The sequence below is a fragment of the Rhizobium sp. 18055 genome (assembly GCF_902706285.1).
Classification (GTDB): domain Bacteria; phylum Pseudomonadota; class Alphaproteobacteria; order Rhizobiales; family Rhizobiaceae; genus Rhizobium.
This window is the reverse complement of the sequence record NZ_CACSKD010000010.1, coordinates 90,416-112,617: the sequence shown is the minus strand read 5'-3', so window position 1 is coordinate 112,617 and position 22,202 is coordinate 90,416. Positions and strand designations below refer to the sequence as shown.

19 protein-coding genes are annotated in these 22,202 nt (G+C 62.4%); 7 read left to right on the top strand and 12 right to left on the bottom strand.

All coding sequences use genetic code 11. From position 1 onward, the window contains the following. Positions 1–6: 6 nt before the first annotated feature. Entirely contained in the window at positions 7–885 is an 879-nt protein-coding gene (locus GVL52_RS17915; RefSeq protein WP_160009554.1) for a 50S ribosomal protein L11 methyltransferase, read from the top strand. A 241-nt stretch (positions 886–1,126) separates the two neighbouring features. Here the strand turns inward: GVL52_RS17915 and GVL52_RS30425 are convergent, their stop codons facing one another. Beyond that, positions 1,127–1,300, bottom strand: coding sequence for a hypothetical protein (locus tag GVL52_RS30425; RefSeq protein ID WP_200847848.1), 174 nt, complete (start codon positions 1,298–1,300; stop codon positions 1,127–1,129). A 287-nt stretch (positions 1,301–1,587) separates the two neighbouring features. On the opposite strand from GVL52_RS30425, the gene GVL52_RS17910 reads away from it, so the two are divergent. Continuing rightward, the gene (locus GVL52_RS17910) at positions 1,588–3,423 is read left to right on the top strand and encodes an aminopeptidase P family protein (RefSeq protein WP_160009552.1); all 1,836 of its coding nucleotides are present in this window, start codon (positions 1,588–1,590) and stop codon (positions 3,421–3,423) included. Positions 3,424–3,470: 47 nt separating this feature from the next. On the opposite strand, the gene GVL52_RS17905 is transcribed toward GVL52_RS17910, so the two are convergent. Both GVL52_RS17905 and GVL52_RS17900 read right to left on the bottom strand, forming a co-directional pair. Then, complete coding sequence (locus tag GVL52_RS17905) at positions 3,471–3,779, bottom strand: AzlD family protein (RefSeq protein WP_160009550.1); 309 nt, start codon at positions 3,777–3,779, stop codon at positions 3,471–3,473. 1 nt (position 3,780) lies between these two features. After that, positions 3,781–4,497, bottom strand: coding sequence for an AzlC family ABC transporter permease (locus tag GVL52_RS17900; RefSeq protein ID WP_160009548.1), 717 nt, complete (start codon positions 4,495–4,497; stop codon positions 3,781–3,783). Between the two features lie 132 nt (positions 4,498–4,629). On the opposite strand from GVL52_RS17900, the gene GVL52_RS17895 reads away from it, so the two are divergent. Then, positions 4,630–4,878 (top strand): DUF2164 domain-containing protein, encoded by a 249-nt coding sequence (locus GVL52_RS17895; protein WP_160009547.1) that lies wholly within the window; start codon positions 4,630–4,632, stop codon positions 4,876–4,878. A 37-nt stretch (positions 4,879–4,915) separates the two neighbouring features. Here GVL52_RS17895 and pncA read toward each other — a convergent pair whose 3' ends face one another. From pncA to GVL52_RS17870, 5 genes are all read right to left on the bottom strand, one after another. Further along, the gene (gene pncA / locus GVL52_RS17890) at positions 4,916–5,542 is read right to left on the bottom strand and encodes a bifunctional nicotinamidase/pyrazinamidase (RefSeq protein WP_160009545.1); all 627 of its coding nucleotides are present in this window, start codon (positions 5,540–5,542) and stop codon (positions 4,916–4,918) included. A gap of 105 nt (positions 5,543–5,647) precedes the next feature. Continuing rightward, a complete protein-coding gene (locus GVL52_RS17885) occupies positions 5,648–6,934 on the bottom strand; it encodes a sugar MFS transporter (protein ID WP_160009737.1) in 1,287 nt (428 codons plus the stop codon). Between the two features lie 592 nt (positions 6,935–7,526). Continuing rightward, the gene (locus GVL52_RS17880; RefSeq protein ID WP_160009543.1) at positions 7,527–9,167 is read right to left on the bottom strand and encodes a Na+/H+ antiporter; all 1,641 of its coding nucleotides are present in this window, start codon (positions 9,165–9,167) and stop codon (positions 7,527–7,529) included. A 227-nt stretch (positions 9,168–9,394) separates the two neighbouring features. Further along, entirely contained in the window at positions 9,395–9,907 is a 513-nt protein-coding gene (locus GVL52_RS17875; protein WP_160009541.1) for a hypothetical protein, read from the bottom strand. Between the two features lie 368 nt (positions 9,908–10,275). Continuing rightward, positions 10,276–11,100 (bottom strand): siderophore-interacting protein, encoded by an 825-nt coding sequence (locus GVL52_RS17870; RefSeq protein ID WP_160009539.1) that lies wholly within the window; start codon positions 11,098–11,100, stop codon positions 10,276–10,278. A gap of 280 nt (positions 11,101–11,380) precedes the next feature. Between GVL52_RS17870 and GVL52_RS17865 the strand changes: the two genes are divergently transcribed. After that, a complete protein-coding gene (locus GVL52_RS17865) occupies positions 11,381–11,728 on the top strand; it encodes a hypothetical protein (protein WP_160009537.1) in 348 nt (115 codons plus the stop codon). A gap of 5 nt (positions 11,729–11,733) precedes the next feature. Here the strand turns inward: GVL52_RS17865 and GVL52_RS17860 are convergent, their stop codons facing one another. From GVL52_RS17860 to GVL52_RS17850, 3 genes are all read right to left on the bottom strand, one after another. Next, positions 11,734–12,597: a hypothetical protein gene (locus GVL52_RS17860; protein WP_160009535.1), complete on the bottom strand. Its 864-nt coding sequence runs from the start codon at positions 12,595–12,597 to the stop codon at positions 11,734–11,736. A gap of 361 nt (positions 12,598–12,958) precedes the next feature. Then, entirely contained in the window at positions 12,959–15,484 is a 2,526-nt protein-coding gene (locus tag GVL52_RS17855; RefSeq protein ID WP_160009533.1) for an ATP-dependent helicase, read from the bottom strand. A gap of 86 nt (positions 15,485–15,570) precedes the next feature. Continuing rightward, positions 15,571–16,254 carry a YoaK family protein gene (locus tag GVL52_RS17850; RefSeq protein ID WP_160009531.1) on the bottom strand — a complete coding sequence of 228 codons (684 nt, stop codon included), beginning with the start codon at positions 16,252–16,254 and terminating at the stop codon, positions 15,571–15,573. A gap of 67 nt (positions 16,255–16,321) precedes the next feature. Here GVL52_RS17850 and GVL52_RS17845 point away from each other — a divergent pair, with 67 nt between their 5' ends. After that, on the top strand, positions 16,322–16,492 hold the full coding sequence (locus GVL52_RS17845) for a hypothetical protein (protein ID WP_160009529.1): 171 nt from the start codon (positions 16,322–16,324) through the stop codon (positions 16,490–16,492). An 80-nt stretch (positions 16,493–16,572) separates the two neighbouring features. Here GVL52_RS17845 and GVL52_RS17840 read toward each other — a convergent pair whose 3' ends face one another. Then, complete coding sequence (locus GVL52_RS17840) at positions 16,573–17,394, bottom strand: alpha/beta fold hydrolase (protein ID WP_160009527.1); 822 nt, start codon at positions 17,392–17,394, stop codon at positions 16,573–16,575. 324 nt (positions 17,395–17,718) lie between these two features. Between GVL52_RS17840 and GVL52_RS17835 the strand changes: the two genes are divergently transcribed. Both GVL52_RS17835 and GVL52_RS17830 read left to right on the top strand, forming a co-directional pair. After that, entirely contained in the window at positions 17,719–18,930 is a 1,212-nt protein-coding gene (locus GVL52_RS17835; protein WP_160009525.1) for an efflux RND transporter periplasmic adaptor subunit, read from the top strand. After that, positions 18,930–22,085 (top strand): efflux RND transporter permease subunit, encoded by a 3,156-nt coding sequence (locus GVL52_RS17830; protein ID WP_160009523.1) that lies wholly within the window; start codon positions 18,930–18,932, stop codon positions 22,083–22,085. Before GVL52_RS17835 ends, GVL52_RS17830 begins: the two co-directional genes overlap by 1 nt. The last annotated feature ends 117 nt before the right edge of the window (positions 22,086–22,202 follow it).

Below are 22,202 nucleotides of genomic sequence, written 5' to 3'. Positions count from 1 at the left end.
CCGACCTTGAGTGAAATCCGCCTTTATGTGACGACCACCGAAGTCCTAGCCGGGGAAGTCCTCGATCTCCTGTCGGAGGTGTTCGGCGAAGAAGACGTCGCGATCGCCACCACCGAGATCGACGAGAAGAAGGATATCTGGGAAGCCTCCGTCTATATGATGCGCGAGGACGAGGACGCGGTGCGTAGCCGTGTCGAGGAAGCGCTGTCGCGGGCGTTTCCTGAAATGGCCGTCGAGCGCGAGGTCATCCCCGAGATCGACTGGGTGGCGAAGTCGCTGGAAGGGCTGAAGCCCGTCAGGGCAGGGCGCTTCCTGGTGCATGGCTCGCATGACCGCGACAAGGTGCGCTCCGGCGATATCGCCATCGAGATCGATGCGGGGCAGGCGTTCGGTACCGGCCACCACGGCACGACGGCGGGTTGCCTCGAGGTGATCGACCGGGTGGTTCGCTCGCGCCGGGTGCTGAATGCGCTCGATCTCGGCACCGGCTCCGGCGTACTGGCGATTGCGGTGCGTAAGCTGAAGAACATTCCGGTGCTGGCCACCGACATCGATCCGATCGCCACACGCGTTGCCGCCGAGAATGTGCGCCGCAACGGCATTGCGTCAGGCATCGTCACCGAGACGGCGCCGGGTTTTCATTCGACGGCGTTTTCCAATCATGGTCCGTTCGACCTGATCATCGCCAATATCCTGGCGCGGCCGCTGATCAAGATGGCGCCGCAGCTGGTGACGCATCTGGCGCCGGGCGGATCGGTGATCCTGTCGGGTATTCTGGCGTCGCAGCGCTGGAAGGTGCTGGCGGCCTATAATGGCGCTCATATGCGGCATGTCAGGACGATCTGGCGCAATGGCTGGGTGACGATCCATCTCGATCGCCCCTGAGGCGTTCCATCGAAGCTGATCGAATTTTGCAAAGCCCCGAGGCGTCGGCAGACGCTCGGGGCTTTCTCGTTTTGATCGCCTGCGTTGACGACAAAAAGAAAAGGCGGCGCCGATGGCACCGCCTTGCGACCGGTTTCCCGGTCATGCCTGCGAGTCCGATGAGGAGGAGAACTCGAGCAGGCGTCTACTTATTCTGACCGCCGTTCCGGTGAGGGGGGAGGAGAGCGGAGCGGCGAGTTGCTCAGAATGCGTAGCTGGTTGCGCCCTTGTGGCGCGTAACGGTGTTGCCGCTGCCCAGCATCGTCAGTGTATCGACGTTCAGCGGGCGGCGCGAGCCGATGATATGACGGACGGTCTGGCGCTCGCCAGCCTGTACCGGGCTGCTGTAAGCGGAGCGCGACAGAGAGGCAGTCATTTTAAAAATCCTTTTTGCTTCCGGTTCATCCCGAACCATTCGATAATCGCCTTATAAACGATTGAATAAAGTTCAGGCAGAGGGTTTGTCTCATGGGAGCCATGCAGCCAATGCATAAAGCGTGCCAAACCGGAAAATCAGGCCTCATTTCCGCCCAATTATTACGCGGTTCCCGGCCTTTGCAGGCGCTGCGTTTTTCTCCCGTTTCCGTGAAATTCCGGTAACATAGCGGTCATCCGGCCTGTCGGATTCGTATAAATGTTGGGCCAAACATCAGGTTTTTGAGCATGTACCAGTCTTTCGAAGTCACCTCCACGCCACATTTCGGCCGCGATCGCACCTCTGCGTTGCGTGCAAGTTTCGACGATTTGGCCATCGATGCCTTCCTTGTCCCCAGGGCGGACGAGTTCAATGGCGAATATGTGCCTGCATGCGCCGAGCGCCTGGCGTGGCTGACGGGCTTTACCGGCTCGGCCGGGATGGCACTGGTGACGCGGTCCGAGGCGATCGTTTTCGTCGATGGGCGTTACGTGACGCAGTTGGCCGAGCAGGTCGATGGTTCGGTGTTTACCGGTGGCGATCTGGTCAACGAGCCGGCGCATCTGTGGATCGCTCACCATGGCAGCAAGGGGCTGCGCCTCGGCATTGATCCGTGGCTGCATTCCGGCGCAGAGGTGAGACGGCTGGAGAAGGCGCTTGACGATATCGGCGGGACGCTGGTGATCCTGCCTCACAACCCGCTCGACAAGCTCTGGAGCGACCGGCCGCAGGAGCCGCTCGGGCAGGTGGCGATCCACAACGTCGCGCAGGCCGGCGTGCTTGCTACGGATAAAATCGCGACTATTGCCGCCGATCTTGCTGCCAAGAACCTCAAGGCGGTGCTGATCGCCGATCCGTCGTCCGTTGCCTGGATCTTCAACATTCGCGGTGCCGACGTGCCGCATACGCCGCATCCGCTGGCCCGTGCCATCATCTATGCCGACGGCAAGGCCGATATGTTTCTAGACAAGCGCAAGACCGGGATCGAGCAGGAAGCCTATCTGGCGCAGCTGTGCGCGCAACTGCCGCCATCGGCGCTCGGGGAGCGGCTTGGCGCAGTTTCCAAGGGAGGCGGCCGGGTGCTGGTCGATCCGGATCTGACCTCCTACGGCCTGGCCACGATCATCCGCACTGCGGGTGGGATTGTCGTCGAGGGCAATGATCCGGCGAAGCTGCCGCGGGCGGTGAAGAACAATGTCGAGATTAACGGTTCGGCTGCGGCACACCTGCAGGATGGGGCGGCGATGGTCGAGTTCCTGTGCTGGCTGTCGCAGACCAAGCCCGGGACGGTCACCGAGATCGAGGTGGCGGGGAAGCTGGAAGCGGCGCGCGCCAAGGTTGGCCAGAGCATGCAGAACCCGCTGAAGGACATTTCCTTCGACACGATTTCCGGTGCCGGCGAGCATGCGGCAATCATGCATTACCGGGTGACGACGGAGAGCAACCGCAAGCTCCAAGCCGGCGAATTGTTCCTGATCGATTCCGGCGCGCAATACATCAACGGCACGACCGACATTACCCGCACGGTCGGTGTCGGGACTGTGTCCGAGGAGCAGAAGCGGTTCTTTACGCTCGTTCTCAAGGGCATGATCCAGATCAGCACCGCGCGTTTCCCGAAGGGCACCCGCGGATGCGATCTCGATCCTTTGGCACGCATCGCGCTGTGGCGGGCAGGGGCCGATTTCGGCCATGGCACCGGCCACGGCGTCGGCTCCTATCTCTCGGTGCACGAGGGGCCGCAGCGGATCTCGCGGATGTCGACGCAGGAGCTGTTGCCGGGGATGATTCTCTCCAACGAACCGGGTTACTACCGGCCGGGCGCCTTCGGGATTCGCATCGAGAACCTGATCTATGTGCGCGATGCTGAAATCGTGGAGGGCGGCGATACGCCGGTGCGCAGCTTCGAGACGCTGACCTTCTGCCCGATCGACCGCAATCTCGTCATCCCCGAGCTGCTTGATCATGACGAGCTGCACTGGTTCAACGATTACCACGTCAGAACCCGCGAGGCGCTGATGCCGCTGATCCACGACCACGACGTCAAGGCGTGGCTGGAGAATGCGACGCTGCCGCTGGAATACTAAAGGGCTTCGAGCCGAAGAGACCGGCGACCGTGTGTGCGGTCGCCGCGTCAGGCGCCGATCGTGTGGCGCCACGCCATGACGACGGCCCAGGCAGCAACCAGCATCCAGGTGTGGGAAATGCGCAGGCCGACGAGCAGGGCCACGACCAGCGCCAGCTTGATTTCCCAGCCGCCGTTGAAGAAGGCGGGGGCGACGAGCGTCGTCAGAACAGCGGCAGGAACGGCCGAGAGCGCTGCCTCCATGCGCGGCGGGATGCGCTTCATCTTGGTGATCAGGATGTAGCCGCCGATGCGCGTCGCGTAGGTGGCGGCGGCGGCGGCGAGGATGATCAGCATCATGTGAAGATCGAAAGTCACATCACACCTCGTGCAGGTCGGATTCGAGTTCCTGTGCCGTTGGCGGCGGCGGGAACAGGGCGGCAAGCAGGATGCCGGCGGCAGCACCGAGGCTGACATGCCAGGGCGAGCCGACGTAGTGATAGGCGATGACCGAGGCGACGGCGCTGACGGCTGCAACCGGCACGAAATTGTCGCGATGGCGGAAATCGAGAACGATGCCGAGGAAATAGGCCGGCAGCAGGATATCGAGCCCAATCGACTTGGGGTCGCCGATGTAGCGGCCGAGCACGCCGCCGAGCAGGCTGACGATCGTCCACGGGATATAGATGATGATCCCGAAGCCGAGATACCAGGCAAAGGTCACCGGCTTGCCGGCCTCGCCGCGCTTGACCGTTTCGGCAAACTGCGGATCGACCAGCAGGAAGAAGGTGAAGAACTTCTGCACCTTGGTGAAATGCCTGATGTAGGGCGCGATCGCCGCCGAATAGAGCACGTGGCGGAAGTTGACGGCGAGGATCGAGGCGACGATCAGCCAGGCCTGGACATCATGGCCGAACAACTCGATGCCGACCATCTGGCTGGCGCCAGCATAGACCGTGGCGCTCATGAAGGTCAGTTCGAGCAGCGACATGCCGTGATCGGCAGCCAGCGCGCCGAACAGGGCGCCGAACGGGGCAGAGGCCAGTGCAATGGGAAAACCGCCGCGCAGCCCGTCGATAAAGTTCGCGCGACTCATCGGCGATCATCCTTGTGGAAGTTTCGAAATCCTCTAGGCGGCGACCTTGTCTGCTGCAAACGAATTTCCTTGATTGACCGATCGATTTCGCTGAACGATCCCGGTGTAATGGCGTGAAACATAGGGGGGATGATGAAGCCGATCGAATTTTCCAAGGACGACAAGGCGGCGCTGATTGCCCGCATCCAGCATCATTTCGACAGCGAACTCGACCAGCCGATCGGGCTGCTGAAAGCGGAGCTGGTACTCGATTTTTTCGCCAGGGAGGTGGGAGCTGCCTACTACCGGCAAGGCATCGACGATGCACAGGCAGCGCTGGCGCGGCGGATCGACGATTTTTCCGACGACGTCTATCAAATGCAGCGCGATGCGACAGATTGATCGGCTGCAGCCGATCGGAGCGCTCGATGATGCCTGATCAGGATGAGATGATGTCGGCGCTGTTGACGATGCCGATGCCGTTTGCGCGCATCTCCTCGATTGCTGCGGCGACACCGTCCGGGGTGATGCCGCGGCTGGCATCCTCGATGAAGCGCACCTTGGTGCCGGGAAGCATCTGCAGCGCATCGAGCGCCGAAAACTTGACGCAGTAATCCGTCGCAAGGCCGCAGAGGTCGAGATCGGTGACGCCCTGTTCCTTGAGGAAGTCGGACAGGCCGGTGATGGCATGCTGGTCGTTGTCGCGGAAGGCCGAATAGCTATCGACGTGGTGATTTTCGCCCTTTTGCAAAATCAGGTCGATCTCCTGCACCCGCAGATCAGGATGCAGTTCCGCATCCCTGGTGCCCTGGACGCAATGGTCGGGCCACATCATCTGCTCTTTGCCGGAGAGAACATGCAGTTCGAAGGGTTGCTTGCCGGGGTGGGAGGAGGCGAAGCTGCCGTGGCCTTCGGGATGCCAGTCCTGCGAGGCAACGATCAGATCGTAGCTGCCGCTCTGGATCAGCCGGTTTGCAATCGGCACAACCTTGTCGCCATCTGGAACGGCGAGGTTGCCGCCAGGGCAAAATCCATTCTGGATGTCGATCAGCAGTAAGGCCTTCATGGCTATTTCTCCACCTATTGTTGCATAGCAACATGCCAAGCCGGGGTCGAAGGTGCAAGGGTGGAAACGCTTCGCCGCGGGGGCGGCGAAGCGCAATTCTGTGGATCAGGCCAGCGATCCAACAGGGCGGTGGCCCTTCAGGCCGTAGAAGACGATGTATGCGTAGCAGACGATCGGCATCAGGAAGGCGAGGTGAATGCCGATGGTATCGGCAAGAACGCCCTGGATGACCGGCAGAAGCGCGCCGCCGACGATGGCGAGGCATAGGATGCCGGAGCCCTGGCTGGTGTATTTTCCAAGGCCGTAGAGACCGAGGCTGAAGATCGTCGGGAACATGATCGAGTTGAACAGGCCGACGGCCAGGATCGACCACATGGCGACGTGACCGGTCGTGAACACCGTCACCAGCAGCAGAATGATGACCGCGGCTGCGTTGAAGGCCAGTGCCTTGCCATCGTCGATGTAGCGCATGACGACGGCACCGATGAAGCGGCCGATCATGGCGCCACCCCAGAAATAGGAGACGTAGTGGGCAGCGTCGGCTTCGGAGAAGCCGGCGATATCGGGCTGGCTCATGAAGTTGACGAGGAAGCTGCCGATGCTGACTTCAGCGCCGACATAGACGAAGATGCCGACGGCGCCCAGCACCAGATGGCGGTACTGCCAGGCCGAGCCACCACCGGTGATCGGCTCGAGATCATCGTCGCTCTCGACCTGCGGCAGCTTCAGGGCTGCGAAGATTGCGGCAAGCACCAGGAAGGCGGCGGCAAGCAGCATGTAGGGGAACTTGACGGCGCCGGCTTCGGCGATCTTGACGGCGTCGAGCTGTTCCGGCGTGGCGCCGACAACCGCTGCTGTGGTGGCCGAGAGAATCAGGAAGGCGCCGAACATCGGGGCGAGCGTGGTGCCGAGGGCGTTGAAGGCCTGCGTCAGCGTCAGGCGGCTGGCGGCGGTGTCCGGCGGGCCGAGCACGGTGACGTAGGGATTGGCTGCGACCTGGAGCAGCGTGACGCCGCTTGCCAGAACGAACAGCGCGCCGAGGAACAGGCCGTAGACGCGATAGCTGGCGGCCGGGATGAACAGCGCGCAACCGATGGCCGCGATGATCAGGCCGAGCACGATGCCCCATTTATAGCCGATGCGCTTGACCAGCGCGCCTGATGGAAGCGAAGCGATGAAGTATGCGCCGAAGAAGCACAGCTGAATGAGCATCGACTGCGTGTAGTTCAGCTGGAAGACGTTCTTCAGATGCGGAACGAGGATGTCGTTCAGGCAGGTGATGAAACCCCACATGAAGAACAGCGATGTCAGTGCAATCAGTGCAAATTGATAGTTGGCCGCCGGGGAAGACGGGGACGACGCCGAGCGTGCCGTCGCGGCATTATTCGTAATGATACCAGCCACTTTTTATACCTCCTGTTGTGGACGCCGGATATTTTCCTTTGAAAGCCGTTGCTGAAACGGGCCGGCGGCGGCTCGGCGGGGCGCTCTGGGAGGGAGCGTGCAGCAAGCCACAGCGGTGTCATATATCCTTCGTCAAGGAATTTCGATAGTATTCAAATCATTTTGTTGTGCTTTGCAGAAAAATGTTTTGCAGGTGCGAAGAGGGGGGGGAGGGTTGGCGCTGGCCTGGCGTCTGCTGCGGACGGTCATGTCGTGCCGTGGCGCGCACCCCCCTTGTCCTGGCGGACGGGGCGCTGGAAATTGCCGCGATCGAGTAGAATTTAGGTGGCGCGTCCCAGCGCCCCGTTCAGCGGTTTATGTCCGCAACTCAGGTCCCTCTGCATCCACACCCAACTTCGCCGGGGGAGAAGCTTGCGCTTCCCCTGGGGCCTTATGTGCCGCACAGGCATGTAGGGAGAGAGGGAGGGGGGCACTTCAATCGCAACCTTGGCGGGCCATCGCAACACGCCTGCGGCAACTCCGTCGTGCCACAGCGCCCGCAGCCCTACAGCGGCCACCGCCCTACAGCTCCCCCAACCCGTCAGGAGCCGGCGAACCTTGCTTCTGCCAGGTCGGCCTCGCGGACCAGCTTCTTCATCAGATCCTCGGAGAGCTTGCGGCCCTTTGCCAGCCGGAAGAATTCGGCGCGTTCGGCCTTGACACCGGCGAGGCGCAGCTTGCGTTCGATCTCGTCGATGCGGCGGGCAAGCGTTGCGTCGTCGCCGGTCTTGGAGCGGCCGTCGATGCGCTGGCGGTAGATGTCCATCAGGCGGGCGCCGGCATCGGCGTAGAGGTCGGCGTCGGCGCGGCCTTCGCCCATGTCGTGCTGGAGGGCTTCGATGGCCTTGATCGCTGCCTCGGCGCCCTTGATGCGGGCCTCGTCTTCCTCCTGCTGGTGGGAGGGTTCGGCGGGGATTTCGAGGTTCTTCAGGAGGAAGGGCAGGCCGATGCTGGCGGCGAGCAGCGAGACGATGATGACGCCGGCAGCGAGGAAGATCGCCAGATCGCGGCCGGGGAAGGGCGAGCCGTCGCCCATGGTGAGCGGCAGTGTGAGAACACCGGCGAGTGTGATCGCACCGCGGGCGCCGGCCAGCGAGGTGGCCGCGACGAGGCGCCAGCTCGGCCGGGTGAACTGCACGCCGCTGCGGGCGGCGCGGTAGAGCGTGAAGCGCAGCGAGATCCAGACCCAGACGAAACGCAGCAGGCCGAGCGCCAGATTGATTGATATGACATAGACGATCAGCCACAGCGGGTCGTAGTGGCCGGTTTCGCGGACGACATGAATGGCACCGGCGGCAATCTCTGGCAATTGCTCGCCGAGCAGCACGAAGATGACACCGTTCATGGCGAACTGAACCGTGTCCCAGACGGCGGTGCGGCGGACGCGGGTCATCGCCGTTGCCTTGCCGCTCTGTTCGGCGAAGCTCATGGTGATGCCGGCGGCGACGGCGGCCAGGATGCCGGAGCATTCCAGATGTTCGGCGATCAGGTAGGCTGCGAATGGGATGAGCAGGCTGATGAGGATCTGCGAGCCGGTTTCCTCGCCCAGCCGGCGGGTCAGGAAGCGCTGGACCTGCATGATCAGCCAGGTGATGCCGACGCCGATCAGGATGCCGCCGATTGCCACCCAGAAGAAGGTGCCGACCGCATCGAACAGCGAGAAAGTGCCGGTCAGGGCGGCGGCAACGGCAAAGCGCATGCAGACGAGGCCGGACGCGTCGTTGAGCAGCGATTCGCCTTCGAGGATGTGCATCAGGCGGTTGGGGATCGGCACGCGGGCGGCAATCGCCGAGACCGCGATCGGATCGGTCGGCGAGACGATGGCGGCAAGTGCGAAGGCGACGGCAAGCGGCATCGAGGGAAGCAGCAGGTGGATCAGCAGGCCAACACCGAGCACGGTGAAGATGACGAGACCGAGTGCCAGCTCGAGGATGACCCCCTTGTCGCGCAACAGGCCTTCCTTGGGGATGCGCCAGCCATCGAGAAACAGCAGCGGCGGCAGGAAAAGCAGGAAGAACAGATCCGGATCGAGCGTGACGCCGAGATCGGCCACGGAGGCGATGACGGCGCCAAGGGCGATCTGCACGAGTGGCGGGGGTATGGGGATCGGAGAGAGCCTGGTGAGTGTTCCGCTGACGACCACTGCAAACAGCAAGATCAACGAAATGCTGATGCTTTCCATGAAATACCGATTCCTTCGTCATGATCGCCGAGGTTCGGTTTTGCGGTGTTTTGGCGCTGGTTGCAACCGCGTCTGGCCCTGTTTCAGGCCGGCTGCGACACTGCGTCATGGGCGCGTGCGCTGCGGTCATTGCTTGAAGATACTGGATCCGCTTCCCCGAACACGGTCGGCGGTGCCACGTAATTCGGCTGCTTCGGCTCCCCCGGCGGAGCCTTGCTGCAGGCCAATCAGAGGGTCTGCGGTTCGTCGCTGGCGGTATCGGCTGCCGGCGATGCGCCGTAGGTGGTCTGGTAGGCGCGGACGGCGGTCTGCATGTCGGTCAGTACCTGCGTCAGCACGGAATCGTCGCTGCTGCCGGCACTTTTTGCAATCGCCGACGGATCGGCGGAGAGCAGCTCGCTTGTCGTCAGCTTGCCGTCACTATTGGAGTCCATCAGGGCAAGGATACCCTTGGGGCTGTTGCCGTCCGAGCTGCCGTCATCGCCGGAGCTGTCGTCGCTGCTCGATTGCTGCTGCAACTGCAGCATCAACGAGGCAATATCGGCGGCGATCTTCTGGGTAACGCTTGCGCTGTCGCTGCCCGTGGTCGCGGTCGAGGATTTGGTTGTCGAGGTGGTCGATGTGGAACTGGTGTTGGCGGCGGCGAGTTCATCGGCCGATACGACGCCATCGCCATTCTTGTCGAGGCTGGAAATATACTGGGACGCGCTGCTGCTGCCCAGGGAAGAAACACTGGTCACTTGAAGCTCCTTTGCGAGTTCATCGTGAAAGCCGCCTTTCATGGGCGGTTGCAAATGGGCTAAGATGATTTGCGGCCGGCGTCAAAACAGGAAAGTTGTGATCAATTTCGAGCCATTGACCGACACAACCGAAACTGGTTAACGTTTCGTTTATCCCTTTGCCTGCCTCGATTCGCAGTTGTCTTGCGACCTGGACTTTTCGCAGTCTCGTTGGCACGGCAGGTCCCCGGCACACGGCCGAGGACAGCGCCCGGGAGTTTTTCTTTCCGGGCAACCTTCTGAAATAAATAGGATTTCCGTTCGCGGACGCTATCCTCGGCGTTGCGCCGAGGATTTGATCGCGTTACTTCATTGCGGATGTTTGCAGCTCAATCGCCGTGAGTCTCGTGGAAATCGGCCTGGCCGCGCTTCCAGTAGCCGGCGGCCTTGATCCAGTGGCGTTCATCGACCATGACGGCGCGAAGGCGCTTGGCGAGCAGGGTTTCGCAGGCAATCCAGACATAGCCGTCGCCCGATGGAAGCGTGATGTCGCGCAGCAGCTGTTCGAGGCTGTCGGTGGTGCCGGCAGGTGCCGTGCCGCGGTGCAGCCAGACGGTCGAGACGTCGGCCCTGCTGGTGAAAATCTGCTCTTCCTCGGGACCCGAGACTTCGACGACGACGAGCGCCTTGGCGGTCTCAGGCAGTTCCTCCAGACGGCGGCCGATGGCGGGGAGTGCCGTCTCATCGCCGGCGAGCAGGTACCAGTCGAAATCGGTGGCGACGACGAAGGAGCCGCGCGGGCCGCCGAGGCCGAGCCTGTCGCCGACCTTGGCGTTGACCGCCCATTCGGTGGCGGGGCCGGCTTCGTGCAGGGCAAAATCGATATCGAGCTCGCCGGTCAAGGCATCATAGCGGCGCGGGGTGTAGTCGCGCATGGGCGGGCGGTTCGCAGGGTCGATCATCGGCTTGCCGTCCGGGCCGATTTCGGGAAAGGCGGGGTCTTCGCCGGGGCGCGGCACCAGAACCTTGACGTGATCGTCATGGCCAAGGCTGACGAAGCCGTCGAGATCGGCGCCTTCGAGCGTGACGCGCAGCATCTGCGGCGTGACGTATTCGACGCGGCGGACGGTGAGAAGGCGGCGCTTCAGCTCATGGCGGACGCGTTCGATCAGGTGGCGCTTTTCTGTCTCGGCGGGGGCGGTGTTGACCGTCATCATCGGTTCCTTCAATGGAGCCGGAATGCGTATGACGCAGGCACGCCGCGCCGCTCGCACCCCGGTTCGGGTTCGATCAGCGCGTTGATTGACGTTAACGCTTACGTGCGGCGCAGCTGGCGCGGCAGATGTGAGCAGTACCTAACGTGCGGGCGGAGGACTGGCAAGGTCAAAACATGATTTTCAAATGAAGGTTTTGTAATCTTCGATGGCTCTTGCCGTTATCACCGATTTCTGCCTTCCTCCAAGCATCAGATGAGATCAGCTGAAAGCGACCGCCATGCCAAAGCCCGGCCCCGAGGAAAAGATCGATTCCACCTTCCGCAACGGCTCGCTGACCGCCGCCGGCATCATCCTCGGCTTCTCGCTGAACTTCGTCAGCCACTGGGTTTCCAATCCGAACGACTGGAGCCGGATCGACATCCTGCCGATGCTGCTGCTGGTGGCGGGCATCGGCATCCAGGTGAAGGTGTTTGCCGATCTGCTGGCCCGGGATTCGCTGGAGGCTGCGAAATACGACCGGGCGCGGCGGCAGTTCCTGATCGGGCTCGGTGTGGTGGCGGCCGGGATCGGGCTGGCGCTGGTGAATGATATCTTCGGGTTGGGGCAGATGCCGATGTTGGGGTGAGGGGATCATCTGATGTTGGTCACTAGATAGCCTTTCAAGCGCCCATTCTTGCTTTCGTAAGTCAAGGCATCGAACTCGATGTCCGCGCCCACGTCGAAGCGGTTGATGGCATTGGAGGAGAGGCTTCTAACTATTTTGGTGACGCTTCGCGCATCTCTGGTCGTTTCCGCTAGTGTGAACGGTATTGGTCGCCCATCTGACTCAACATATATCCGTCCTTTGTAAGTATTCGAATTATAACTAGATACTTTGCCGATAACGAATTTTGCCCGGTCGGAAAGTTTCGTAACATTGATGTATTCGAAAGTATCGATGTCTAATGTCGGGCCGGTCTTGCGAAAAATTCTCCCGGTGCTGCTCCGCCCGATTTCCGCAGTTGTAGCGGTGCCGGAGTGGCTGATCGGACGATGAAGCTCTTTAATCGAGTTCTCTGTTTTCTCGACTAATGCCTGAAATTTTCCTTCATCAAGGCCCTTGGGCACCATGTCGCTTTGCCGCCGTGACTCTTCAATCTGCTCTCCCAAAGTCTTATCGAAATCAACGTGAAAACCCAAAGATTCGCTGATTATATAGTCATAGGCAGACGTGAATATGTTTCCAAGGACCGAGTCTTTCGACGCTACAGCGCCCGATAGCAAAAGGGTTCCCGTAACAACTGCAACGGATTTCCAGCTGCCTTGTTCTATTGGATAAGATAGTATCTGCGCTCCCTTGAGCGCAGGAGCTTGAGTTATTATTTCGCCATTAAGAACGAGGTGTGCGGTTAGCGCTAGAGATCGCTGAAATGCGGACAATGCGGTTGCTGCGTCATAAAAATCAAGCAAGTGCTGATCTGCGACGCTGCCTTCAAATGATAAAGTAAACTCCAAGGCCTCACATCCCTCGTCTTGATTCTACTAAAACGAGTATTTTATATTTGAGGCCTTCACAAGAGGAGCTACTTCAAGGATAGCCAAAATCTTGTCTCTCAGAAATGAGCGGGCTCGTACCCGCTCATCTTATTCATTCAGCTGATCACGTCCCGATGATCTTGTTACAAGCGAGCGCGATCGCGGGGTTACCCGCGACGGCCAGCGCAAGGGACATTGCGATCAGGGGTAGCGAGTAGCGTTTCATGGCATCCTCTTATTTGGGCCCGTGTTTATGGTGCGGGCAAAGGGAGTATGCGGCAGGTAGGCCTTGATGCGAAGTCACGAAGGGGTGACAGCGGCTTGGAGCCGCCGCCTCTTATCAGCCCACCATCTCCACAAACCCATCAAGCACGCGCTTCTCGCCGGCTTGGTCGAAGTCGATCGTCAGCTTGTTGCCTTCGATGCCCTTGATGTTGCCGTTGCCGAACTTCATGTGGAAGACGCGGTCGCCGAGTTTGAATTTCGAGGGCTGGGCGGCGGTGGATTTGGCCACCAGTTCGCCGTCGATGGTGCGGGTTTTCGGGCCACTTTCGCCGTAGCCAATGCGCTCGACCGAATGGCCGGAGCGCGAGCCCCAGTTGTCGCGGGTGGCGTCGGTGCGGTTTTGCTGGGCGCGTTTCCAGCCAGGGGTGGAATAGCTGTTGGTAAAGGGCTCGGCCTTGTCGAAGCGCGACTGGCCGTAGCCGCCGCGGCCGTAGCCACCATAGCTCTGCTCGACTTCGGCAACCGCCACATGGGCTTCCGGCAGTTCGTCGAGGAAGCGTGACGGGATGGTCGATTGCCAGAGGCCGTGGATGCGGCGGTTGGAGACGAACCAGATGTGGCAGCGGCGCTTGGCGCGTGTCAGCCCGACATAGGCGAGCCGGCGCTCTTCCTCGAGGCCGGCGCGGCCGGTTTCGTCGAGCGAGCGCTGGTGCGGGAACAGGCCTTCTTCCCAGCCGGGCAGAAACACGGTTTCGAATTCAAGGCCCTTGGCCGAGTGCAGCGTCATGATCGAGACGGCGTCGAGGTTGGCGTTCTGCTCGACATCCATGACCAGCGAGACGTGCTCGAGGAAGCCGCGCATGGATTCGAAGCTCTCCATCGAGCGGATCAGTTCCTTCAGGTTGTCGAGCCGGGTGGGGGCGTCGGCCGACTTGTCGTTCTTCCACATGTCGGTGTAGCCGGACTCTTCGAGAATCTGTTCGGCAAGCTCGGTATGTGGAGCGTTTTCAAGCCTTTCCTGCCATCTGCGGAAAGATTGAATCACGTCGAACAGCGCTTTGCGGGCCTTCGGCTTCAGCTCGTCGGTCTCGATGATATCGGCGGCTGCCGCCAGCATCGGGATGTCGCGGGCGCGGGCGTAATCGTGAAGGGCGCGCACCGTGGTGTCGCCGAGGCCGCGCTTGGGGGTGTTGACGATGCGCTCGAAGGCGAGGTCGTCGGCGGGCTGGGCGACGAGGCGGAAGTAGGCCATCGCATCGCGGATTTCGAGGCGCTCGTAAAAGCGCGGGCCGCCGATGACGCGGTAGTTGAGGCCGAGCGTGACGAAGCGGTCTTCGAACTCGCGCATCTGGAAGGAGGCGCGCACCAGGATCGACATGTTGTTCAGCGCGTGGCCGCTACGCTGCAACTGCTCGATCTCCTCGCCGATGGCGCGGGCTTCCTCTTCCGAATCCCAGGAGGCATGGACCTGCACCTTGGCATCGTCGGGGTTGCTGCGATCGGTGAACAGGGTCTTGCCGAGGCGGCCTTCATTGTGGGCGATCAGGTGGGCAGCGGCACCGAGGATGTGTTCGGTGGAGCGGTAGTTGCGCTCGAGCTTGATCACCTTGGCGCCGGGAAAATCCTTCTCGAAGCGCAGGATGTTGTCGACTTCGGCGCCGCGCCAGCCATAGATCGACTGGTCGTCGTCGCCGACGCAGCAGACGTTCTGCGGCTCGCCCTTGGGGCGCTGGGCGAGCAGGCGCAGCCACATGTACTGGGCGGTGTTGGTATCCTGGTACTCGTCGACGAGGATATAGCGGAAGCGGCTGTGATAGTCCTTCAGCAGATCGGGGTTCCGGCGGAAGATGGCGATCGGGTGCATCAAGAGATCGCCGAAATCGCAGGCGTTGAGCGTCGACAGGCGCTGCTGGTAGGCGGCGTAGAGCTCGCGGCCCTTGCCGTTGGCAAAGGCGCGTGCGTCGCCTTCGGCGATGTCGGCGGGGCCGAGCCCCTTGTTCTTCCAGGTGTCGATCATCCCGGCGAACTGTTTTGCCGGCCAGCGCTTGTCGTCGAGGCCTTCGGCCTGGATCAGCTGCTTGACGAGGCGGACGACGTCGTCGGTGTCGAGAATGGTGAAGTCGGAGCGCAGGTTGACCATCTCGGCATGGCGACGCAGCAGCTTGACGCCGATCGAGTGGAAGGTGCCGAGCCACGGCATGCCCTCGACCGCGCCGCCGACCAGAACGGCAATGCGTTCCTTCATCTCGCGGGCGGCCTTGTTGGTGAAGGTGACGGCGAGGATCTGCGAGGGGAAGGCGCGGTTGGTATTGAGGATATGGGCGATGCGGGTGGTCAGCACCCGCGTCTTGCCGGTGCCGGCGCCGGCGAGCACCAGAACCGGGCCTTCGAGCGATTCGACGGCTTCGGTCTGCTCGGGATTGAGGCCATCGAGATAATCCGGACGCTGGCCGCCACCGCGGGCCGCCATGGCGCGGGCGGCGATGCCGCCGGAGACCGGGCCTGCGGAGACGGTGCCCGTGGATGCAGGGCCCCGAGGTGCGGGCGCCCCTGATGCCGGCGCTGCGGGGGAGTGCTGCTTGCGCGGCGCTTCACCCGGCTCTTCGTCGAAGAAGGGCATATCGTCGAAACTGTTGCTCATGGCGCGTAATGTAGTGATTCGGATCGGAAAGACCAGAAAAGATGTTCTGCTTTCATTCCCGCGCCCGCGCTATCCTGTGGCTATCTTCAGGGTGTTTGCGTCGCGGGGGCTTCGAAGGTCAGGTAGAGCGAGCCGAGCGCCAGCAGCGGCGGCAGCGCAAAGCACCAGACGCCGACCACGGTATTGAGCAGGGCGCCGAAGCCGCAGCCAAGCGCGAAGGCGGCAACCGCGAGCGCCATGCGGGCCAGCCGCGGGCGCACGGTGGCGGCGGTTTCGGGCGAGCTGCCGTGGGCGAGATCGCCGAGATCGAGCATGATCTGGGTGGTCGTGCCGGTCATCATCGTGCTCGGCGGTGCGGAGGGCAGATGCAGCCGGTGGGCGGCGTTCTGGATGGCCAGCGCGATGACCAGCAGCATGCCGGTTACTACAAGCGGCAGACCGTCCGGATTGGTGAAGGGGGCGAGCGAGATGGCGCAGATGCCGCCGGCCGTGAAGAACAGGAATTTGAAGCCGAGCAGGATTTTCAGGCCGTTCTGGTCGGTGAGGCCGAACAGCTTGTGGAAATAGCGCAGCACGAAGATCGTCAGGCAGAAGACCGGCAGCGCCAGGAGCTTGGCGATGATGCCCGAGGTGCCGTGGGCAAGGGCGGCGCCGAGGGTGACGAAATTGCCGGTGACATGGGCGGTGAACAGGCCGCCAAGCGCAAGGAAGCCGGCGGTATCGACATAGCCGGCGGTGAAGCTCAGGAGGACGGGAAGCGATGGGCGCATGGGGACTTTCGGGGTGACGGGATGGATGGCGTTTCGCTGACGTCTATGCCGGAACGGGATGGCGGTCTTGTCGAATAATGCTGTGGTGGCGGGGATCGCTCCGTTCGGTGGCGGACGCATGCGCGAAGGTGGGTTTAAGATCCAAGCACGTCGCGCGGATGCACTGTCGGCAGATCCTCGGGACAAGCCCGAGGATGACGAAAAAAGCGGAATTATCGCCGTTAAGCAATTGAAATAAAGACGTTTTAAACTCCATCGACGGCATCCTCGGCCTTGTCCCGAGGATCTGCCAAGGGTGCATCGGCGTGACGTTGCGGGTCACCCCTTGATGAACGCCAGGACGTCGGCGTTGAAGCGTTCCGGCTCGACCTGCGCCAGGCCGTGGCTGCTGCCCTCGTAGACCTTGAGGATCGAGCCCTTGACGATCTTCGAGGATTTGTGGGCGCTCGCCACGATGGGGACGATCTGGTCGTCGTCGCCGTGGATGAACAGCGTCGGCTTGTCGATCTTGCGCAGGTCGTCGGTGTAATCGACCTCGGAAAATTCATGGATGCAGTCGTATTCGCCCTTGATGCCGCCGGCCATGCCGGCGAGCCAGAAGCTTTCGCGCAGGCCTTCGTTGATCCTGGCATTGTTGCGGTTGAAGCCGTAGAACGGCATCGACAGGTCCTTGAAGAACTGCGAGCGGTCGAGTGCCGTGCCCTTGCGGATGCCGTTGAAGACGTCGAGCGGCAGTCCCTCGGGGTTGGCTTCGGTCTTCAGCATCAGCGGGGGGACGGCGCCGACCAGCACCACCCTGGCGACGCGCTTGGTGCCGTGGCGGCCGAGATAATGGGCGACTTCGCCGCCGCCGGTGGAATGGCCGATCATCACCAGGTTCTTCAGGTCGAGATGCTCGATCAGTTCGGCGAGATCGTCGGCATACTGGTCCATGTTGTTGCCGTCCCAGGTCTGCGACGACTTGCCGTGGCTGCGGCGGTCATGGGCGATGACGCGAAAGCCGTTCTGGCCGAAAAACAGCATCTGCGCTTCCCAGGCGTCGCCTGACAAAGGCCAGCCATGCGAAAACAGGATCGGCTGGCCGGTGCCCCAATCCTTGTAGAAAATCTTCGTCCCGTCCCTCGTGGTGATCTTGGGCATGCTCGTCATCCTTCCTTGCGGTTGAGTGAATGGAGCTGGTCGGCTTCGTGTGCGCCGATGCTGCCGCAGAAAACATCGGAATGGCCGGAAACGAAAGCGTTTTTTGGCGCTGGCGGGAATATTGCGAGCGGGCAAGCCGGGCGCCAAGGCGCTGCCATCGTTGTCGCTCACCAACTGTTGACATTACAATCTTGTAATGCGCGGCCAAACATCTTGCCGCTGATCCGCAAAGAGACAATATTGTCGCAGTTGCGTGGCAATTTGTCCCGCGCACGCCTCTTTCGATCGACCCTGGACCACCCTCGAGTCCCTCTGGAGACGTGAATGTCATTTTGGAAGCAGTTCGCACTTTGTCTTGGCGTTATCGCCGCCGGCTTTGCCGGATGGGCTTTCTTTGTGCCCGGTGCACGCGACACGCTGCGCAATGCCGGCGTTCCTGAAGCGTTCGTCGGAAAGGCTGTCGATCCCGACAAGCTGGCCGATGCCGCACCCGCTGCAGGTCAGCCTGATGGCAGCAGGCGGCAGGGCGGCAATCGTGGCAATGGCGGTGGCGGGGGCAATGGCGGGGGGCGCAACGGCGCCGTGCTCGTCGTCACGCAGGCGGTGGTACCCGGTATCGTCAACGACCGGCTCGGCGCGATCGGCACCGGTGATGCGATCCGCTCGGTGGTGGTGACGCCGCAGGCGAGCGGCATCGTCCGCGAAATCCTCATCAAGTCGGGCGACATGGTCAAGCAGGGGCAGATCCTTGCCAAACTCGACAGCGAGGAGCAGGTGATCGCCCGCGGGCAGGCCGAAGTGGCGCTGAAATCCGCGGTCGAGAAGACCAGCCTCTACAACAATATCAAATCCACCGTTTCGCGGATGGATGTGTTCGATTCGGAGATCGCCGAGCAGGGCGCGCGGCTGCAGTTGCAGGCGGCGCAGCTCAGCCTCGATCGCCGCAACATCCTGGCGCCGATCGACGGGATCGTCGGGATCATGCCGATCAACATCGGCGACAATGTCTCGACGACGACGCCGATCGTGACGCTCGACGACCGCAGCGAGATCCTGGTGGATTACTGGGTGCCGGAGCGGTTTGCCAATTCCGTCGCCGTCGGGCAGGCGGTCGAGGCGACGTCGGTGGCGCGGCCGGGGCAGGTGTTTTCCGGCGCCGTAGAGGCGATCGACAACCGCGTCGACGCCGCCAGCCGGACGCTCAGGATGCGGGCGCGGATCAACAATGCGGCCGACGAGCTGCGTGCCGGCATGTCGTTCAGCGTCGGCATGCGATTTGACGGCGACGAATATCCGGCGGTCGATCCGCAATCGGTGCAGTGGGACAGTCAGGGGTCGTTCGTCTGGCGGGTGGTCGATCAGAAGTCGCACAAGGTGCGGGTCAGCATCGTGCAGCGCAATCCCGATTATGTTCTGGTGAAGGGCAATCTCAGCCATGGCGACCTGATCGTCACGCAGGGGCTGCAGCGGGTGCGCGAAGGCGGGCCCGTCAGGTCCGAAGGCGGAGAGCTGGCCGCCAAGGAGCCCGTCACCTGATGAGCGAGAGCGGAACCCACGAGAAACCGCCATCCGGCAAGCAGACATTCACGGCGCTGTTCGTGCGCCGGCCGATCCTGGCGCTGGTGTTCAATACGCTGATGATCGTCGCCGGTCTGGCGGCCTATGTTGGCATCGAGGTGCGCGAGCTGCCCGACGTGGATCGCCCCGTTGTGACGGTGCGGACCGTGTTCGACGGGGCCTCGCCGCAGACGATCGACCAGGAGGTGACCAAGGTCATCGAGGGGGCATCGGCGCGGGTCAGCGGGCTGAAATCGATCTCGTCGAGCTCGCAGTTCGGCCAGAGCCGGGTGACGCTGGAATTTTCCGATACGGTCGATCTGGCGGTTGCTGCCAACGACGTGCGCGACGCGATCGGGCGGATCACCGACCGGCTGCCCGAGGACGCGGATGCGCCGCAGATCGTCAAGGCGGATTCGGATTCGCAGCCGATCATGCGGCTGGCGGTGACCTCGACCACGCTCGACATGGACGACCTGACGCTGCTGGTCGAAAACGAGGTGATTGACCGGCTGGCATCCGTCGATGGCGTTGCCGATGTCGAGAGCTATGGCGACCAGGAGAAGGTATTCAGGGTCGATGTCGATCAGGGCGAACTGGCCAGCCGCGGGCTGACGATCGGCGATCTGACCAATGCCCTGTCGAATGCAGCACTCGACGTGCCGGCCGGTTCGCTGAAGAGCCCGACGCAGAATATCGTGGTGCGGGCCACCGCCAGCCTGCAGAAGCCCGAGGACTTCGCCAATGTCATCCTCCAGGACCGCGTGCGGCTGGGCGATGTGGCGACGATCACGCTCGGACCGCGCGACGGGCAGACGGCGCTGCGCTCGAATGGCGTGCCCGGCATCGGCCTCGGTGTCATCCGCCAGGCACAGTCGAACACGCTGAATATTTCCAACGGCATCAAGGCTGCCGTCGAGCAGCTGTCGAAGACGCTGCCGGAGGGCACCAAGATCGCCATTACCAGCGACGACGCGGTGTTCATCCAGGGCGCCATCCATGAGGTGGTGCTGGCGCTGATACTGGCGGCGGTTATCGTCACGGCCGTCATCTACCTGTTCCTGCGCGACTGGCGGGCGACCATCATTCCGGCGGTCAGCATGCCCGTCGCGCTGATCGGTACGCTGGCGGCGATCTACATGGTTGGTTTCTCGATCAACATTCTCACCCTTCTGGCCATCGTGCTGGCGACCGGTCTTGTGGTCGATGACGCGATCGTGGTGCTCGAAAATATCGTCCGCCGCCGCGCGCAGGGCATGGGGCCGCGGGCGGCGGCCGTGCTCGGCACGCGCGAGGTGTTCTTCGCGGTGATCGCGACGACGGCGACGCTTGCGGCGGTGTTCATTCCGCTGTCGTTCCTGCCGGGGCAGGTCGGCGGGCTGTTCCGCGAGTTCGGGTTCGTGCTGGCGTTTTCGGTCGGACTGTCGTCGCTGGTGGCGCTGACGCTCTGCCCAATGCTGGCATCGCGGATGCTGACCAGGGAGATGAAGGAAGATCACGGCCTGCTCGGCCGGTTCGGCAATGGCTTTTCCAGTGCCTATCAGTGGGGCCTGCAGCGCTGCCTGAATGCGCCTTACGTCGTCGTGGTGTTTTCGGTGATCTTCGCGGGCGCTGCGGTGCTGGCGTTCTCCAGCGTCAAGAGCGAGCTGACGCCGAACGAGGACCGGGCGATGGTGATGATGCGGCTGACCACGCCGCAGGGATCGAGCCTCGAATACACCCGCGACAAGCTGCAGCTGGTCGAGGAATATCTGCAGCCGCTGGTCGATAGCGGTGATATCCGCAACGTCTTTTCGGTCTCCGGGCAGGGTGGTCAGGCCAATAGCGGCTTCATGGTGCTGACGCTTGCGCCGTGGGGCGAGCGAGAGCGCACGCAGGGCGAGATCGTCGATGACATCAACCGGGCGGCTTCGAAGGTTCCGGCACTGCGCGGCAATGCCATCCAGTCGAACAGCCTGCGCATTCGCGGCGCCGGCAACGGCTTGCAGATGGCGCTGATCGGCAGCGACTACGATGCGCTGACGGCTTCCGCCATCAAGCTGGTGGCGGCGCTCGACGCGACCGGTCGTTATGATACGCCGCGGCTGGCCAACGAGCCGACGCAGGCGCAGGTGTCGATCTCGATCGACCGCGAACGGGCGTCCGATCTCGGCATCGATATCACCGGTCTTTCGACGGCCATCCAGTCGCTGCTCGAAGGGCGCTCGGTGGTCGATGTGTTCGTCAAGGGCGAGGCCTATCCTGTGCTTCTGACCTCCAACACCCGGCCGCTCGACGATCCGACCGATCTGGAAAACGTGTTCCTGAAAACCGGCGACGGCAAGATCGTGCCGATGTCGGTGATTGCCTCGCTCGAAGAGGGTGCGGTGGCGCCGCAGCTGAACCGCGAGCAGCAGCTGGCGTCTGTGGCGATCACGGCAGGGCTGAAGGAGGGGATTTCGCTGGGCGATGCCGTCAAGGAGGCCACCGAGCTTGCCGTGCCGATCTTGTCGGCCGGTTCGCGGCTGATGCCGCTTGCCGAAGCGGCGACGCTTGAGGAAAATTCGAACGGCATGGCACTGACCTTCGGCTTTGCCATCGTCATCATCTTCCTGGTGCTGGCGGCGCAGTTCGAGAGCATGCTGTCATCTGTCATCATCATGTCGACGGTGCCGCTCGGGCTCGCCTGCGCGATCTTCGCACTCATCATTACCGGCTCCAGCCTCAACATCTACAGCCAGATCGGCCTGGTGCTGCTGGTCGGGGTGATGGCGAAGAACGGCATCCTGATCGTCGAGTTCGCCAACCAGCTGCGCGATGAAGGCGAGGATGTCCGGACGTCGATCGAAAAGGCCTGCGCTTTGCGTCTGCGCCCGGTGATGATGACGATGATCGCCACCATCCTCGGCGGTGTGCCGCTGGTGTTTGCGCATGGCGCGGGTGCCGAAGCGCGGGTCGCGCTCGGCTGGGTGATCGTCGGTGGTCTCGGTTTTGCGACGCTGGTGACACTGTTCATCACGCCGGTCGCCTATCTGCTGATCGCCCGCTTCGCCAAGCCGCATGCGCATGAAGAGGCGCGGCTGCATCAGGAGATGGAGCATGCCGAGCGGCCGAAGGTGGTTGCCAAGCCGAGCCAGCTCGAAGCGGCGGAGTGACGATATCGTCTCCGATGCCCTGCCTTCGCGGGCGGGGCTCTGAGGATGACTACGACACGGTGCGGCAGCTATTCCAGAACATCTGAACCGGGCGTCTGCGGTTCAGACGGCGCCTGT

Excerpts from the sequence above, each read along its gene's own strand:
- GVL52_RS30425 (WP_200847848.1), bottom strand. The coding sequence starts at position 1,300 with ATGACTGCCTCTCTGTCGCGCTCCGCTTACAGCAGCCCGGTACAGGCT.
- GVL52_RS17910 (WP_160009552.1), top strand. The coding sequence starts at position 1,588 with ATGTACCAGTCTTTCGAAGTCACCTCCACGCCACATTTCGGCCGCGAT.
- GVL52_RS17900 (WP_160009548.1), bottom strand. The coding sequence starts at position 4,497 with ATGAGTCGCGCGAACTTTATCGACGGGCTGCGCGGCGGTTTTCCCATT.
- GVL52_RS17895 (WP_160009547.1), top strand. The coding sequence starts at position 4,630 with ATGAAGCCGATCGAATTTTCCAAGGACGACAAGGCGGCGCTGATTGCC.
- pncA (WP_160009545.1), bottom strand. The coding sequence starts at position 5,542 with ATGAAGGCCTTACTGCTGATCGACATCCAGAATGGATTTTGCCCTGGC.
- GVL52_RS17880 (WP_160009543.1), bottom strand. The coding sequence starts at position 9,167 with ATGGAAAGCATCAGCATTTCGTTGATCTTGCTGTTTGCAGTGGTCGTC.
- GVL52_RS17870 (WP_160009539.1), bottom strand. The coding sequence starts at position 11,100 with ATGACGGTCAACACCGCCCCCGCCGAGACAGAAAAGCGCCACCTGATC.
- GVL52_RS17865 (WP_160009537.1), top strand. The coding sequence starts at position 11,381 with ATGCCAAAGCCCGGCCCCGAGGAAAAGATCGATTCCACCTTCCGCAAC.
- GVL52_RS17855 (WP_160009533.1), bottom strand. The coding sequence starts at position 15,484 with ATGAGCAACAGTTTCGACGATATGCCCTTCTTCGACGAAGAGCCGGGT.
- GVL52_RS17850 (WP_160009531.1), bottom strand. The coding sequence starts at position 16,254 with ATGCGCCCATCGCTTCCCGTCCTCCTGAGCTTCACCGCCGGCTATGTC.
- GVL52_RS17840 (WP_160009527.1), bottom strand. The coding sequence starts at position 17,394 with ATGCCCAAGATCACCACGAGGGACGGGACGAAGATTTTCTACAAGGAT.
- GVL52_RS17835 (WP_160009525.1), top strand. The coding sequence starts at position 17,719 with ATGTCATTTTGGAAGCAGTTCGCACTTTGTCTTGGCGTTATCGCCGCC.
- GVL52_RS17830 (WP_160009523.1), top strand. The coding sequence starts at position 18,930 with ATGAGCGAGAGCGGAACCCACGAGAAACCGCCATCCGGCAAGCAGACA.